Source organism: Kibdelosporangium philippinense (assembly GCF_021390435.2).
GTDB lineage: Bacteria > Actinomycetota > Actinomycetes > Mycobacteriales > Pseudonocardiaceae > Kibdelosporangium > Kibdelosporangium philippinense.
This window is the reverse complement of the sequence record NZ_JAJVCN010000004.1, coordinates 2,102,954-2,116,730: the sequence shown is the minus strand read 5'-3', so window position 1 is coordinate 2,116,730 and position 13,777 is coordinate 2,102,954. Positions and strand designations below refer to the sequence as shown.

Sequence of the window (13,777 nt, the reverse complement as noted above, 5' to 3'; positions counted from 1 at the left end):
CGTAGAAATCAGGGGCTCCCCTGGATGGCGGGGTTTGTCGGGGTTGCGTGGACTGGGGGATCCATCGGCCGCAGGGGCACGGCTGGGGCGACCGGGTCTGGGGCGGTCGCCGGGGGCGCCAAGCCGATGAAGACGTTCAGGTAGTCGCCCTTGATCGCCTGCGCCGCGACATCGGTGAACGGATACGTCAACAGCAGCTCGAACGACTGCGGGAGTTTCTCGCCCGCCGAAGCCAGCGCGCGCAAGGTCGGGGCGAGCGCCTTCAAATCGGCCACGATGTCATCCCGCGACCGATGAACCGTGGACACCGCCACCTGTGACAGCCGGTCGAGGGACTTGAGCAAGGTGACGAGCTGGGACCGTTGCTGGGTAAGCACGTCGATGCCCGGCCCCAAGTCCTGAAGGACACCTGTAATCCGGCCGCGTTGCGAAGCCACGGTCGCTGCGAGCCGATTCAAACTGGTGAGCGCGCGCGTGATCTCGGAACGATGGTTGTCCAGCTCGCCAATGAACTGGTCCACGTTGGACAGCAATGCTCGCAACCCGGTCTCATTGCCGGACAACGCATTGTTGACCTCGCGGGCGATCTGCTGGAACTGGCCGACTCCGCCGCCGTTCAGCAACAAGGACAGCCCGCCGAAGACCTCTTCGATCTCGGCGTTGCGGTTTGTACGCGTGGCGGGGATCAGGTCGGAGTCGGTGAATCGGCCAACGGGTGAGCTGGGGGCGCGGAGTTCCACGAACTTCTCGCCGAGCAGGCTTGACTGGCGAACCGAAGCATGAGCGTTCGCGGGCAGGACCACATCGCTGTTGACCAAGAGCACGACTTCGGCTGTCCATCCGTCCGCGCCGATATCGATCGAGTCGACGCGGCCGACGGGCACATCGTTGACCTTCACGCCTGCTTGGGGCACGAGATCTAGGACATCAGTGAACTGCACTCGAACGCGATACGGGTTGTCGCCGAGGTCCGCGCCGCCGGGCAGCGGCAGGTTGTAGACGCCGTTGAAGCCGCCCGCGCCACAACCCGACGCGAGCAGTATCAATGCCAAGACGAAGGCAAGCATCAGCGGACTCCCATCGGCGGCAGCGGCAAAGGCGGGCCACCGGAATCGAAGAACTCCAGCAGGTTCCCTCGGGTCTCAAAAGCTCCGGTCAATGGGTTTATCGCGTTGGACAGGTTCATTACGGCGTTCGGTGCGGTGTCCAACGCTTCAGCCAACGACTTCCGTTGGTCAACGAGCACCTGAGTCACCGAGACCAGCTTGTCTACATTGGACCGAAGGGCAGCCCGATTGTCCTTGACGAACCCTCGAACCTGGTCCAAAGCAATCGCTAGCTCAGACAAGGCGCCGCCGAGGTCCAAGCGGGAAGCCGCCAAGGAAGCCGAGACATCACGAAGTTGGTTGGTGAACCGGACAACGGTGTTGTCGTTGCGTGCCAACATAGATGTGAACTGCTGCAGACCGTCCACTGTGCCGAACAGCTGATCCTTGGCCGCGGCCAAGGTTCGTGAAGCATCGGCGAACTGCTTGATCGTCTCGCCGATCAAGGCGCCGTTGCCTTTGGTGTTCGCAGCCATCACGTCCAGCAGCCGTGCCAATTCCCCCTTGGAGTTCGCGCCATCTGGGCCCAACGCGGTCGACAACTGGCTGAGGCTTTTGTACAGATCGTCCAGTTCCACCGGGGTGACCGTGCGTTCGACTGGGATCATGGCGCCGCTCGACATCTTTGTCCCACCGGCATAGGCAGGCGATAGCTGGACGAAGCGGTCGCTGACAAGGCTTGGCGCGACCACCACGGCTGATGCCACAGCCGGGATCGGGCGCGCGGAATCGACCGACAACTCCACACGCACCAACCGTCCTGTTGGGACAACCGAATCGACTGTGCCAACAGGAACGCCTAGAACCCGGACGGTCGATCCCTCATACAACCCGACAGCAGAAGAGAAGTAAACCGTCAAGCGCAGTCCGCCCGAAGCCCGGAAGACCAAGTAGGTGACTGCGGTCAGGACCAACGCGACAATGGACAGCACAGCGATTGCTCGAAGTCCCCGGTTCATCGAGGCCTCCTCGGCGGCATGCATTCAGCCGGATCCGGCGGGGTGATCAGGCCGCATACGTACATGTCCAGCCACCGGCCATTGCCACCCGCGTTACCAAGCAAGCGGTAGTACGGTCCGGCGAGTTGGAGGCTGCGGTTCAGGTTGTCCCGGTTACGTTGCAGCACAGCGTTCACCCGATCCAGTTGTTCGAGCGCTGGTCGAAGCTGAGCCGTGTTGTCGGCGACCAAACCGGACAGTTGCGTTGCCAGAGAACGGGTACCAGCGAGCAGAGAACTGATCGAGTCCCGTCGCTTGTGGATCTCGGCAAGCAGCAATTCCCCATCACGCAACAACTTCTCGACGTCTGCATTGCGGTCCGCGAACGTCCGACTGATCTCTTGGGTGTTCGCGAACAGCTTGGCCAGTTCCTGGTCACGCGTGGAGATCGTCTTCGACAACGCCGAAAGCCCCTGCAATGCTGACCGGATCTCCTGCGGCGAATCGGCGAAGGTGTCGGCGAGTACTCCCAAGGCGCCAGCCAGTTTGTTCGTGTCGATCTCGGTGACGGTGTTCGCCAGCTGGTCGAAGACCTGGTTGATGTCGTATGGCGCGGTCGTTCGGCTCATCGGGATCGGCGTTTCCGGATCCTGCTCGGCGCCGCCTTGCGGGTCAACGGCCAGGTATTTCGAACCAAGCAAGGTCTTGATTCGGATCGCTATCGTGGTCTCGTTGCCGATCCACGCGTCCTTCACCCGGAACCGGACCCGCACGTGATCTCCGTCCAGGTCAACCTTTTTGACCGTCCCGATTTTGACGCCCGCGGCCCGCACTTCCGTCCCGGAGATCAGCCCGGCGGCCTCGCTGAACTGGGCCGTGTACGTCCTGCCCCCGCCGATGATCGGCAGATCGTCCGAATAGAACGCCACCAGGCCGATCAGCGTCAGCACGGCCAGGCTGATCGAGCCGGCCATCACTTGGTTTCGCTCCTGAAAGGACCTCATGACTTGCACCTCGGCTGCGTCACCGGGATACCCGTGAACGGCATGGGTAGTGGAGTTCCCGCCTCCGCCGAGCACAGGAACGTGTTCAGCCACGACCCGTAGCTGACTGTCCTACCGATACTCTCCATCTTGATCGGGAGGTTCCGCAACGCCGTTTCGACGACTTTTTCGTTGTCCGTCAGGTTTTTCGACACCTGTCCGAGTGCGGCGATACTGTCTTTCAGTGGTGCTCGGCTATCGTCGAGGAGTCCTGCCGTCGCACCGGCAAGTGAGTCCAAAGAGGAAATCGCGTCGCCGATAGGTTCGCGGTCCTTGGCGAACCCGGTCACGAACTGCTGCAACGTCGTGATCAGGCCGCCGAGCTGGTCGCTGTGCGTGTTGACCGTATCAAGCACCTGGTTGAGGTTGCCGATCACCTCGCCGATCACCTTGTCCTTTTCGGCCAGTGCGGACGTCAGCGAGGCGGTGTGCCGCAACAAGTTCTCCACTGTCCCGCCTTCGCCTTGGAGGACCTGGATGATCTCGCGCGAGAGGGTGTTCACGTCCTGCGGTGACAAGGCCTGGAAAAGCGGCTTGAACCCGTTGAACAACACCGTCAAATCGAGGGCGGACTTCGTCCTGTCAAGGGGAATCTCGGCTCCGGGGGCAATGGTCTGGTTGACCGGGCCGACGCCGCGATCCAGTGCGATGTACCGCTGGCCGATCATGTTCCGGTACTTGATGGTCGCTTTAACCGACACCGGAAGCTTGCGGCGAGCGTCCACGGTGAACGCGACACGGGCGAGGCGTTTATCCACGAGGTCAATGGTTTCCACCTGTCCAACCCGGACACCCGCGATCCGGACATCGTCGCCGACCGACAGCGAAGTGACGTCATCGAACCGTGCCGAATACTCCACAGAGGGCCGCAGGTCGACGTTCGCGATGGTCAGGCCCAGCAAACCGGTTGACGTGATCGTGACGATCGCGAACAGGACCAGTTTCACCAGCGGCGCGAGAAGGCTCCTCATTCGGCAGTCACCTCCGCACCGCGGTACAGCGGACCGACCAGCAAGCTGCCCCAAGCAGGCATGTCACCGGTCAGAGCGCCCAGCATTTCCTGTTCAGCGGGCGAATTGGGCTCAATACCCACCGGCCGGAACTTCGGCGCCTCGGGCCCGAAACAACGCGGTCCTGGCTTGGCGTTGTATACCGGCTCGTCACGGCCAGGGGCGTACTTGCCCCGATCCTGCACAACCTTCAACTTGACTTTCAGACCACCGTTAGCGAACGCCTTGTCCACCCTGGGTTTGAAGTCAGCGACGGCTGTCAGCATGCACGCGTAGGAAGGCGCGTACTTGGCCAACAGCTCCAAGGTCCCCCGGCTCATATCAGCCAGAGAGATGATCGTGTTCTGGTTCGCGGACAAGAAGGCGGTCAGGTCGGTACTCGCCGCACCCAATGTGCTGTAAAGACTCAACAGCGAGTTTCGTTGGTCCACAATGGTCTTACTGGTCACAGTGAAATCGGACAGCGCGGACAGGAAATCGCTTGCGGCGGCGTTGTAGGTGTCCGCGACCGAAGCGAACCGGCTGATATCCTCTTTGATCTGTGGCAGCTTCGGGTTCAGCTCACCGACGTACTGTCCAACCTGGACCAGCGTGTCGCCCAGTTTCTCGCCACGGCCGTCCAAAGCCTGCGACAAAGCGTCCAGCATCTCCGCGAGCTTGTCCGGCCGCACGGATTGCAGTAGCGGCAACAGATTGTTGAGCACACGTTCCATCTCCACGCCAGCCGCCGAGCTGTCATGAGCGACAACGTCGCCCGAGGCCAGCTTGCCATGAGGGCGCTCAGGCAGCGTCAAACTCACATACCTCTCACCAAACAAGGTCTTCGGCAGCAGCCGGACAGACACGTTGGCTGGGATCCGGTCGAGTGTGGACGGATCCATCGCCAACGAAAGAACAGCGCCATCGCCACGGGTCTCCACCGAAACGACCCTGCCGACGTTGATCCCACGCAACTTCACGTCGGCATCGGCCTGCATCTGGTTGCCCACATGAGCCGTCCGCAAGGTCACTGTGGGGTCGTCCGAGAAAGCATCCGCATAGATCGCGACAGTCAATGCCAGGAACGCGGCGACGATCACGACATACACCAGCCCCAGCAAGCGCATGCTGGTTTTCTGGTAGCGCTCCTCGGTCATCCGGCGATCCTCACTGTCGTCTCCGTGCCCCAGATCGCCAGACTCAGGAAGAAGTCGAGGATGCTGATGGCCACGATCGACCAGCGCACCGCGCGACCGACGGCCATGCCCACACCAGCGGGACCGCCGGTGGCGCGGTAGCCGTAGTAACAGTGCGCCAGGATGACCGCGACGCTGAAGATGATCACCTTGACGAACGACCAGATGACGTCCTCCGGCGGCAGGAACAGCGTGAAGTAGTGGTCGTAGGTACCGGCCGACTGCTCGTAGAACTCAACCGTGATCGTTCGAGCGGCCAAATAGGACGTCAACAGCCCGATCACGTACAGCGGAATGATCGCGATGAACCCGGCGATCACCCGGCACGTGACCAGGTACGGCAAACTGGGGACACCCATCGTCTCCAGCGCGTCGATCTCCTCGGAAATCCGCATCGCGCCGAGCTGAGCGGTGAACCCGGCGCCCACGGTCGCCGACAATGCGAGCCCGGCGACGAGCGGCGCGATTTCCCGCGTGTTGAAGTAAGCCGACAGGAACCCGGCGAAGGCCGATGTACCAACCTGGTTCAACGCCGAAAACCCCTGCAGGCCGACGACTGTGCCGGTGAAGACGGACATTCCGACCATCACGCCGATGGTTCCGCCGATCACCGCGAGCGCACCGGTACCGAAGCTGACCTCCGACAGCAGCCGGACGATCTCCCTGATGTATCGACGGGACGCGCGCGGGATCCACAGCAATGCCTTGACATAGAACGAAAGCCGGTCGCCGAGCTTCCCGGCTTGGTCGAGTTGCCGCTCCAGCACCATCGCTACAGCCCCTTCCGCGGCACGACCTGCAGGTAAATGGTGGTCAGCACGAAGTTCAGGAAGAACAGCAGCAGGAACGTGATCACGACGGCTTGGTTGACCGCGTCACCGACGCCTTTCGGGCCGCCCTTGGGATTCAGCCCGCGATAGGCCGCGACCACCCCGGCCACGAAGCCGAACAGCACGGCCTTGATCTCGCTGATCCACAGGTCCGGTAGCTGCGCCAGCGCCGAGAACGTGGCCAGATAGGCGCCAGGAGTGCCTCCCTGCAGGATGACGTTGAAGAAGTAGCCGCCGAGCACGCCGACCACGCTGACCATCCCGTTCAGCAGCACGCAGATCACGATTGCCGCGTACACCCGTGGCACGACCAGCCGGTGGATCGGCGAGACGGCCAGTGCTTCCATCGCGTCGATTTCCTCGCGGATCTTGCGTGAGCCGAGGTCCGCGCACATCGCCGAGCCGCCAGCGCCCGCGATCAGCAACGCCGTGATGATCGGGCTGGCCTGCTGGATCACCGCGAGCACACTCGCCGAGCCGGTGACCGACTGCGCTCCGATTTGCCTGGTCAGGGATCCGAGCTGCAAGGCGATCACGCCACCGAACGGGATCGCGACCAGTGCCGCTGGCAGGATCGTCACCGAGACGATGAACCAGCATTGCTGCACGAACTCGCGCACCTGGAACGGCCGCCGGAAGGTCAACCGGAACACGTCAAGGCCGAGCGAACAGAGTTTGCCGATTTCACGCAGTCCAGCCAGGCCTTTCACCGCGAACTGTGGCGTCGTCACGGCTCACCGCCTCCCCGGCAACGGCGGCACGCAGCCCTTGTCCGGCGGTTCGCAGAAGTGGATCTCGCCGAACTTGAGCTTGACGTGGTTGCCTGGGCCGGAGATCAGGCCGGTGAACAGCGGGTCGAGGTTCTCCGTGCCGAAACAGCCGAGGTAGGGCGGGATGGTCACGTCGGTCTCGATCGTGCCGCCGGCGAACACGTCCCACTCCCCCGGCACGGACTTCAGCGGCATCACGACCGGCTCTGCCGTCTGGCACTTGCTGCCGACCGGCAGCGGTGTGCCATTGACCTTGACGTTGCCGAGTACCAAGTGGACCTTGGCGGTTCCGGTGAAAACGCCGTCCTGCAACCGGCCTTCGGCACGTCCAACCGGGACTACCGTGACCACAGCCGTCGTCGGCATGAAGCCGAAAGCCACGAACGAGCCACTGGACGGTGGCCACAGTAGATCCCCGAAGACCGCGCCACAGGCGATCTCGTTCTCGAACCAGAAGAACAGCTGCGCACTGAGATACCCAGGCCCGAAGTCGATACCGGACTTGAGTTTCCGCACCTCCGCATGACCGGAAAGGTCGTAATACGACCAGAAGTTGTACGCGTCCGGCGGGATGATCTGGCACGGCTCCGCAGCTGTCTGCTGTTTCTTCCGCTCCTTCGGCGGCACAACGGCACGGGATGTTGGTGGCGCTGCCGACGAGGATGACGTCACGGGGTTCAGCACCCGGACGGTGCCAAGAGCCGTGTCCTGCTCCGAGTCCGGTACGCATGCGACTGGAGTCGCTTCCCCTGTCGGCTCCTCCAACGCCTTTACCTGGGCCAGCAGCATCTCAAGTGGACCGACCGTGAAGACGACCTTGCCCGGCTGTGGCGTCGAAACCTCCACAGTGGACTTCAGCGGCACTTCGACGGTCAGCGGGCCGGTCTCCGGCAGCGCGGTCTTCGCCAGTGGCCCTCGGCTGGGGAACTGCTTGTCGTTGCCCTTGAGCTGGATGCCAAGGATGCCTTCAACCGTGGCGATCTGCTTGTCCTTCAACGCCTGCACGGTTTCAGCCGGGAAAACGACCTTGAGCTTGATGTCCCTTGCCCGCACCGGTGTCCCGACGGGGACGGAAGCGGGCAAGGTCATCGCCAGCTCGGCGGTGATCGCCTGCTTGCCGACCGGCTCGATGTCGCACGTGCCACGAACCGGCTTGACCACATGCGACTCCGCGGTGGGCTGCGCGGATCCAGCAGCGGCAGGCACAACAAAAGCCACTGCCAGTAAAACGGCCAGTCCAGCTCGCATCTGCGCTCCTTGGGACTCGTGAGTGGTTAGCAGTGTTAGAACACGGCTAACCACTCACGAGGGCTGATCAGCTGAATGTGATGGCGCCGAGCGTCGGGTCCTGGCCCGCGGCCAACGTGCACGGAACATCGAAGGTGCCAAGGGCGGTCGGGGTGCCGTCCGCCTTCAGCGGTGTGAAGGTGCCGTTGAGCTGCTGACCTGCACTGATCGTGAGCACTCCGGCCGCGCCGACGGCCACGCTCGGCACGGCGGGCGACAGGGTCGCGGTCAGCTCACCGGACGCGGGCACGTTCACCGACGGAACCGGTCCCGGAATCCCCACAGTGATGGACGTTCCGTTGTAGGCGTTGTCCGCATCGGCCACGCCCTTGCCGGAAACCGTTGCCGCGCTGTTGTTTCGCAGCACGTCAACGACCGAAATGGGCAGTGTGGCGGTGACCGACAGGCTCGGCTGGACGCGGTTGTTGACCGTGCCGGTCGCCGGGATCGTGCCGGTGATCCGGCCTGCCACGTTCACCGCCCCGGTCTCGGGGAACACGCAGCTGTACGTCAGGGACTTGTCAATGGGCTGCGACGGTGGCGTGCCGGGGGCGGGCGGGGTGATCTCGTCGCCGCTGACCGCGATGGAAGCCAGCGACCTGTCCTGCGGCGGCGTGGTCGCCTTGACGGTGCAAGGGACGTTCAGAACACCCAGTGCGGTGGGTGTCCCGTCGGCTTTACGGGTGTCGACTTTGGCCGTGAAAACGGCGCCAGCGGCCAGGCTGACACTGCCGGTTTTGTATACGATCAGGCTCGGAACCGGTCCAGAAATATCGACTGGCATCGTGCCGGACGGCGGCACGGTTTGTTTTGCGATTTTCAGTCCGGGAATTCCAAGCGTCATGTTTTTGCTGTCGTACGCCGCGTCCACATCCGCGACGGCCGTCCCTTCGGTAGTGGCCGTCTGGAACGCACGCAACGCGTTCACGATATTGGCGCTCAAGGTCGCCGTGATCTTCAGATCACCATTGACTATGCGGGTGCCGGTCGTACCGGTGTCCGGGATCGTGATATTCACGGTCGCATTGACGTCCTGCTGGCCGACCAGCGGGAAGGCACATCTGTAGGTGAGGTTCTTGGTCACCTCGCCCATCGACACAGCCGCTTGCGCGCTGGCCACGAACCCTCCGGCGGCCAGTGCGGCGACGGCGACTATGGCGGCACTGCGTCTCCCGGAAAACCGTGACTTCATTTACCTACCTCCTCGGGCTCTCACCCACAGGGCGGAGATTGGATTCACACGGCATACCTACCGCCGAGTAGATTACTTCCAAGCACTCCGGGGTAACAAGTGCTTGTCAAATAACACGAGACCGCGCCGGAAAATTGTCATCGCGTTGCGAAAAGCGCCGAACCTGGTTGTCACGCCACTGCGCGCGATCGACTGTGGAGTAGACCAATAGCACCCGTTCGGACCACACTTGCCGACCGGAAGACAGTCACCGAAGCAGAACTTGTCACGCGGGTGACAATCCCGCGAGGGTAACCCGAATAGCCTTCACGACCTGTGGATACGGCCGGTGAGCCGTTGACAGCAAAGGTTTCGTCAAAATATAGTGCGCGAGTTATAACTATTGGGCGATATCACCGATGATTCGACAGGTTTCTGTTGCCGCTCATAAGGAAGACGCCGTGACTGAGTCGAGCGTTCGCCGGGTGACCACCGTTCCTCCCCCGCGCCTCGAGACTTTAGTACCACCACGTTCGGCGGCGGCGTCCACCCGGATCTGGTCGACACTGCCCCGCGAGCTGGCGAGTATGTTCCGGCCGCGCGCGAACGACGTCGCAGTCGCTGTGGTGCAAGAGATCCGGCGATCCATCCCGGAGTACGCACGGCTGCTAGAAGGGCCGTTCGGTCCGATCGTGACCGGCGGTGTCGAGGAGACGATCGCGCAGTTCATCGACCGGCTCGCCGATCCGTCGGCGCCGCGCGAGGATCGTGCCAAGATCTTCCGGCACCTCGGCAAGCTGGAAGTCGCGCAGGGCCGCAACATCGACACGTTGCAGAGCGCGTACCGGATCGGCGCGCGGGTGGCGTGGCGCCGGATCGCCGAGTTCGGGCAGTCGGTCAACCTGCCGACGGTGACGATCTGCCAACTCGCCGAGGCAGTGTTCGACTACGTCGACGAGATTTCCGTCCTGTCGCTCGAAGGCTTCGCGGCCGCGCAAGCCAAGGTCGCGGGCGCGTTGGAACGCAGACGCAGACGCCTGCTGGAACTCCTGCTGTCGGAAACCCCTGTCGCCACCGCAAATCTCACGGAACTCGCCGCCACCGCGGGCTGGACCGTTCCCGAGCACGTCGTCGCCGTCGCGTTGGAACGCCGCGAAAGCGATCCCGACATCCCGTCGTTCGATGACGGCGTTCTCGAGGATTTCGACGCCACCGAGCCATGTCTGCTGATGGCGGCCGATCACACCCTGCGGGAACCGTTGCCCGGCTGGCGCGCGGTCGTCGGCCCGCGCGTGCCACTCTCCGATGCCAGGACGTCGTTGCGGCTGGCCCGGCGGGCGTTGTCGTACGTGCACCGCGAGCTGATCCCGGACGAGCCGGTGATCTTCAGCCACGATCACCTGTCGACATTGTGGCTGCTCACCGACGAGTTCCTGGCGCGCGAACTGGCCGAGCGGACGTTGAAACCGTTGGCGGGCCTGACGGCCAAGCAACGGGCCCGGCTCAGCGAGACTCTGCTTGCCTGGCTGGAGACGAGCGGCAGTGCGCCGGAGATCGCGGGCAGGCTCAACGTGCACCCGCAGACCGTGCGCTATCGATTGCACCAACTGGAAGCGCTGTTCGGGGACCGGTTGACCGACCCGGATGACCGCTTCCGGATCGAGATCTCGCTGCGCGCCATGCGTTTGCTTGGGTCTACGTGACCAGCCTGGCCAGCACGTCCATCGCGGCCTCCAACTGCCGGTCGGACAGGTAAGGCGCTGGCCCGAACCGCAGGTAGTCGCCGCGGGCGTCGGTCAGCACGCCGCGTTCGGTGAGTTGTGCCTGTAACCGTCGCGCGTGTGGCGTGCGCAAGGAGAGGAATCCGCCGAAGTTCTCACACGCGGAACGGTCACGTGTGATCACGTCGTCCGGCGCGCCGATCTGGTCGAACTGCGAGGCCAGCAAACCGACCTGGTGCAACGCGACTTTACGCAGCAGGTCCGGGGTCAGCCCGTGCTCGGCGAAGAAGTCGAACACCCGCGCGCCCCGGTAGTGACTGGTCGGGTCGTAGGTCGAGCCCGCGAACCTGACCGCGCCGCGCCCGTAGCCCACGGCTCCGTCGTGGTGCTCGGACAGTTCGGCGAACTCCGCGTACCAGCCGGTGATCACCGGTCGCATGGTGTCGGAGTGTGGCGGCAGCCGCATGAAGCAGTTGCCTTCACCGAGTTGGAGATACTTGTAGCCACCGCCGACCACCCAGGCGTTGGGAATGTCCGCTGTGGAGAATGGCACTGGGCCAAGGGCGTGGTAAGCGTCCACAAGCAACTCGACACCTCGCCGCTGGCACTCCGCGGCGAGATAATCCAGCCCTGGCACGATCCTGGACGTTTCAAAAAGGACAGCCGAGACAAGTACCGCACTGGTTCGGTCGTCAACTGCTTCGGCCATCCGCTCGGCCAACGTGTCCGTTGGTGTCGCCGGGATCTTCACCACGTCGAGGCCTTCTTCGGCGAGCCTGCCCAGTTGCCTGCGCAGTGTGTGGAACTCGCCGTCCGATGTGATCAGTCGCGGCCGCGCACGCAGGTCCAAACAGGACAGGAACCGGAGTACGAGTTCGTGGGTGTTGGCGGCGAACGCGATCTCGGCGTCCGGCTCGTCGAGGAACACCCGGAACCCGTTGCGCATCCGTTCGGCCTTGGCGAAGGCGCGGTTCCACTTCTCGTCGACCTGTTGCGCGGCATCGTCGAACGCCTCGGCGAGACCTTCCAACGCCACGTCCGGCCATGCCTGGTGCGAGTGCCCGGACAGCAGTAACCGGTGCGACACACCGAAGTTGGAGTAGAACGGCGCGAGTCTCGCGGACTGGTCAGTCACAACTGGCTCCGAACTTCCCACAGGTCGGGGAACATGGGCGTGAACAGGGTCGACTTCAGGTACTCCGCGCCAGCCGATCCGCCGGTGCCGACCTTGTGACCGATCACCCGCTCGACCATCTTCACGTGCCGGTACCGCCATTCCTGCAGGCCCTCGTCCAGGTCGACGAGCCGCTCACAAACCTGCGCCGGACCCGTGTCGTCCTTGTAGACCTGCAACAGCACCTGCTGCAGCTGCTTCGACGGCTCGATCGGCTCGGCGACGTCCCGGTGCAAGCATTCGCTTGGGACGTCGTAGTGGTGCAGCGACAGGTAAGTCATGAACGAGTCGAAAAGGGACGGACGGCTCATCGCCGCCTTGATCCGATCGTGTTGCTCGCCTGGCGGATAGTGTTTGAACACACGCGTATCCCTGCGCCCGAGCACCGCCTCGACCTCACGGAACTGCGCGGACTGAAAGCCGCTTGACGCGTCGAGGCGCGCACGGAAGCTGGTGAACTGGCGCGGTGTCATCGTTTCGAGCACATCGATCTGGGCAACGACAACCTTCAGAATGCTCAACGCGCGGCCCAGTGTGTGCAGAGCGTGCGCGGTTTCACCGTTGGACAGCACCTGTTGCGTGCGGCCGAACTCGTGCAGCAGCTGCTTGAACCAGAGCTCGTAGACCTGGTGGATGACGATGAACAGCATCTCGTCGTGCTCGTCCGACCGCGGCTTCTGCGCGCCGAGGATCTCGTCGAGCGCAAGGTAGGAGGAGTACGTCAGAGCGGCGTTGTGCTCGGTCACGGCTGCATCACCTCGTCGAAATGGCGCATCGCCGCGGGGGCCAGCGCGGTGTAGAGATCATGGAACAACCGCACGGCCTGCGCGCGGTGAACTGGCGGCGCCACCAGGCACGCGGGCAGTTCTGGGTCGAGGAACGGGAACTGCCGGAACTGGTGGGTCAGCTTGGTACGCAACAGCAACGCGGCCCGTCCGGACAGCGTGTCCGGGTCGTGTCCGCTGAATTCGTCGACGAACGCGCCGTACCGGGCGGCCAGCTCGTCGAGGTCCCACACCCGGCTGACGAACGTGCTGAAATCCAGCGAACCAGCCGGATTGCCGAGCAGCAGCCCGGCGTGCTGCTCGACTCCCTGTTCCTTGAGCAGGGCCGTGACCTCGCGTTCCCGGTCTCGCGGCGCGATCCACGTGCCGTCTTGGACCGGCCCGAACCCGAGGAACCGCAGCCTGCGCACCAGCCGGGTCCGCGCGACCTTCTGATCCTCGGGGATCGCGTGCCACAGCACAGTCCACTGGGCCGGTTCCTGCTCGTGACGGCCCAGCGCGAAGATCCGGTTGTCGCCCTCTTCGAACACGGCCGCGCTGCGGGGCGTCACGGTGTAGTGCACCAGGCGGCCGTCCTTGACCTTGGCCAGCAGTTCGCGCCGGACGAGCCTGGTCAGCGCGACCCTGGCGGCGCCTTCGGAGAACCCGAAGTCGCCGAGCAGTTCGACAAGGCCACCTGACCACGCCTGACGGTCGCGCGGGCGCAGATGCGCGCCGAGCAGCGTCATCACCAGGTCCTGTGGGGCCTCGGGCATGCCGCCGAGCAT

The 13,777-nt window shown here is 63.7% G+C and carries 13 protein-coding genes; 1 reads left to right on the top strand and 12 read right to left on the bottom strand.

From position 1 onward, the window contains the following. Positions 1 to 8: 8 nt before the first annotated feature. The 9 genes from LWC34_RS52920 to LWC34_RS52880 all read right to left on the bottom strand — a co-directional run bounded on the left by LWC34_RS52920 (position 9) and on the right by LWC34_RS52880 (position 9,351). Positions 9 to 1,067 (bottom strand): MCE family protein, encoded by a 1,059-nt coding sequence (locus LWC34_RS52920; protein ID WP_233733970.1) that lies wholly within the window; start codon positions 1,065 to 1,067, stop codon positions 9 to 11. Further along, the gene (locus LWC34_RS52915) at positions 1,067 to 2,065 is read right to left on the bottom strand and encodes an MCE family protein (RefSeq protein WP_233733968.1); all 999 of its coding nucleotides are present in this window, start codon (positions 2,063 to 2,065) and stop codon (positions 1,067 to 1,069) included. Before LWC34_RS52915 ends, LWC34_RS52920 begins: the two co-directional genes overlap by 1 nt. Continuing rightward, on the bottom strand, positions 2,062 to 3,048 hold the full coding sequence (locus LWC34_RS52910) for an MCE family protein (RefSeq protein ID WP_233733967.1): 987 nt from the start codon (positions 3,046 to 3,048) through the stop codon (positions 2,062 to 2,064). Before LWC34_RS52910 ends, LWC34_RS52915 begins: the two co-directional genes overlap by 4 nt. After that, positions 3,045 to 4,058, bottom strand: coding sequence for an MCE family protein (locus LWC34_RS52905; RefSeq protein ID WP_233733966.1), 1,014 nt, complete (start codon positions 4,056 to 4,058; stop codon positions 3,045 to 3,047). Before LWC34_RS52905 ends, LWC34_RS52910 begins: the two co-directional genes overlap by 4 nt. Then, on the bottom strand, positions 4,055 to 5,233 hold the full coding sequence (locus tag LWC34_RS52900; RefSeq protein WP_233733965.1) for an MCE family protein: 1,179 nt from the start codon (positions 5,231 to 5,233) through the stop codon (positions 4,055 to 4,057). Before LWC34_RS52900 ends, LWC34_RS52905 begins: the two co-directional genes overlap by 4 nt. Beyond that, positions 5,230 to 6,042, bottom strand: coding sequence for an MlaE family ABC transporter permease (locus LWC34_RS52895; RefSeq protein ID WP_233733964.1), 813 nt, complete (start codon positions 6,040 to 6,042; stop codon positions 5,230 to 5,232). The genes LWC34_RS52900 and LWC34_RS52895 overlap by 4 nt, the downstream gene beginning before the upstream one ends. Positions 6,043 to 6,044: 2 nt before the next feature. After that, entirely contained in the window at positions 6,045 to 6,833 is a 789-nt protein-coding gene (locus LWC34_RS52890) for an MlaE family ABC transporter permease (protein ID WP_233733963.1), read from the bottom strand. Between the two features lie 3 nt (positions 6,834 to 6,836). Continuing rightward, positions 6,837 to 8,120, bottom strand: coding sequence for a DUF6801 domain-containing protein (locus LWC34_RS52885; RefSeq protein WP_233733962.1), 1,284 nt, complete (start codon positions 8,118 to 8,120; stop codon positions 6,837 to 6,839). 67 nt (positions 8,121 to 8,187) lie between these two features. Next, positions 8,188 to 9,351 (bottom strand): DUF6801 domain-containing protein, encoded by a 1,164-nt coding sequence (locus tag LWC34_RS52880; RefSeq protein ID WP_233733961.1) that lies wholly within the window; start codon positions 9,349 to 9,351, stop codon positions 8,188 to 8,190. Between the two features lie 440 nt (positions 9,352 to 9,791). Between LWC34_RS52880 and LWC34_RS52875 the strand changes: the two genes are divergently transcribed. Next, on the top strand, positions 9,792 to 11,033 hold the full coding sequence (locus LWC34_RS52875) for a PucR family transcriptional regulator (protein ID WP_233733960.1): 1,242 nt from the start codon (positions 9,792 to 9,794) through the stop codon (positions 11,031 to 11,033). Here the strand turns inward: LWC34_RS52875 and LWC34_RS52870 are convergent. The 3 genes from LWC34_RS52870 to LWC34_RS52860 are packed head-to-tail and all read right to left on the bottom strand — an operon-like array spanning position 11,026 to position 13,765. Further along, positions 11,026 to 12,186, bottom strand: coding sequence for an aminotransferase class V-fold PLP-dependent enzyme (locus LWC34_RS52870; RefSeq protein WP_233733959.1), 1,161 nt, complete (start codon positions 12,184 to 12,186; stop codon positions 11,026 to 11,028). The two genes, LWC34_RS52875 and LWC34_RS52870, sit on opposite strands and share 8 nt — an antisense overlap. Next, positions 12,183 to 12,971 carry a tryptophan 2,3-dioxygenase gene (locus LWC34_RS52865; protein WP_233733957.1) on the bottom strand — a complete coding sequence of 263 codons (789 nt, stop codon included), beginning with the start codon at positions 12,969 to 12,971 and terminating at the stop codon, positions 12,183 to 12,185. Before LWC34_RS52865 ends, LWC34_RS52870 begins: the two co-directional genes overlap by 4 nt. Continuing rightward, positions 12,968 to 13,765, bottom strand: coding sequence for a PaaX family transcriptional regulator (locus LWC34_RS52860; RefSeq protein ID WP_233733955.1), 798 nt, complete (start codon positions 13,763 to 13,765; stop codon positions 12,968 to 12,970). Before LWC34_RS52860 ends, LWC34_RS52865 begins: the two co-directional genes overlap by 4 nt. Between the last annotated feature and the right edge of the window lie 12 nt (positions 13,766 to 13,777).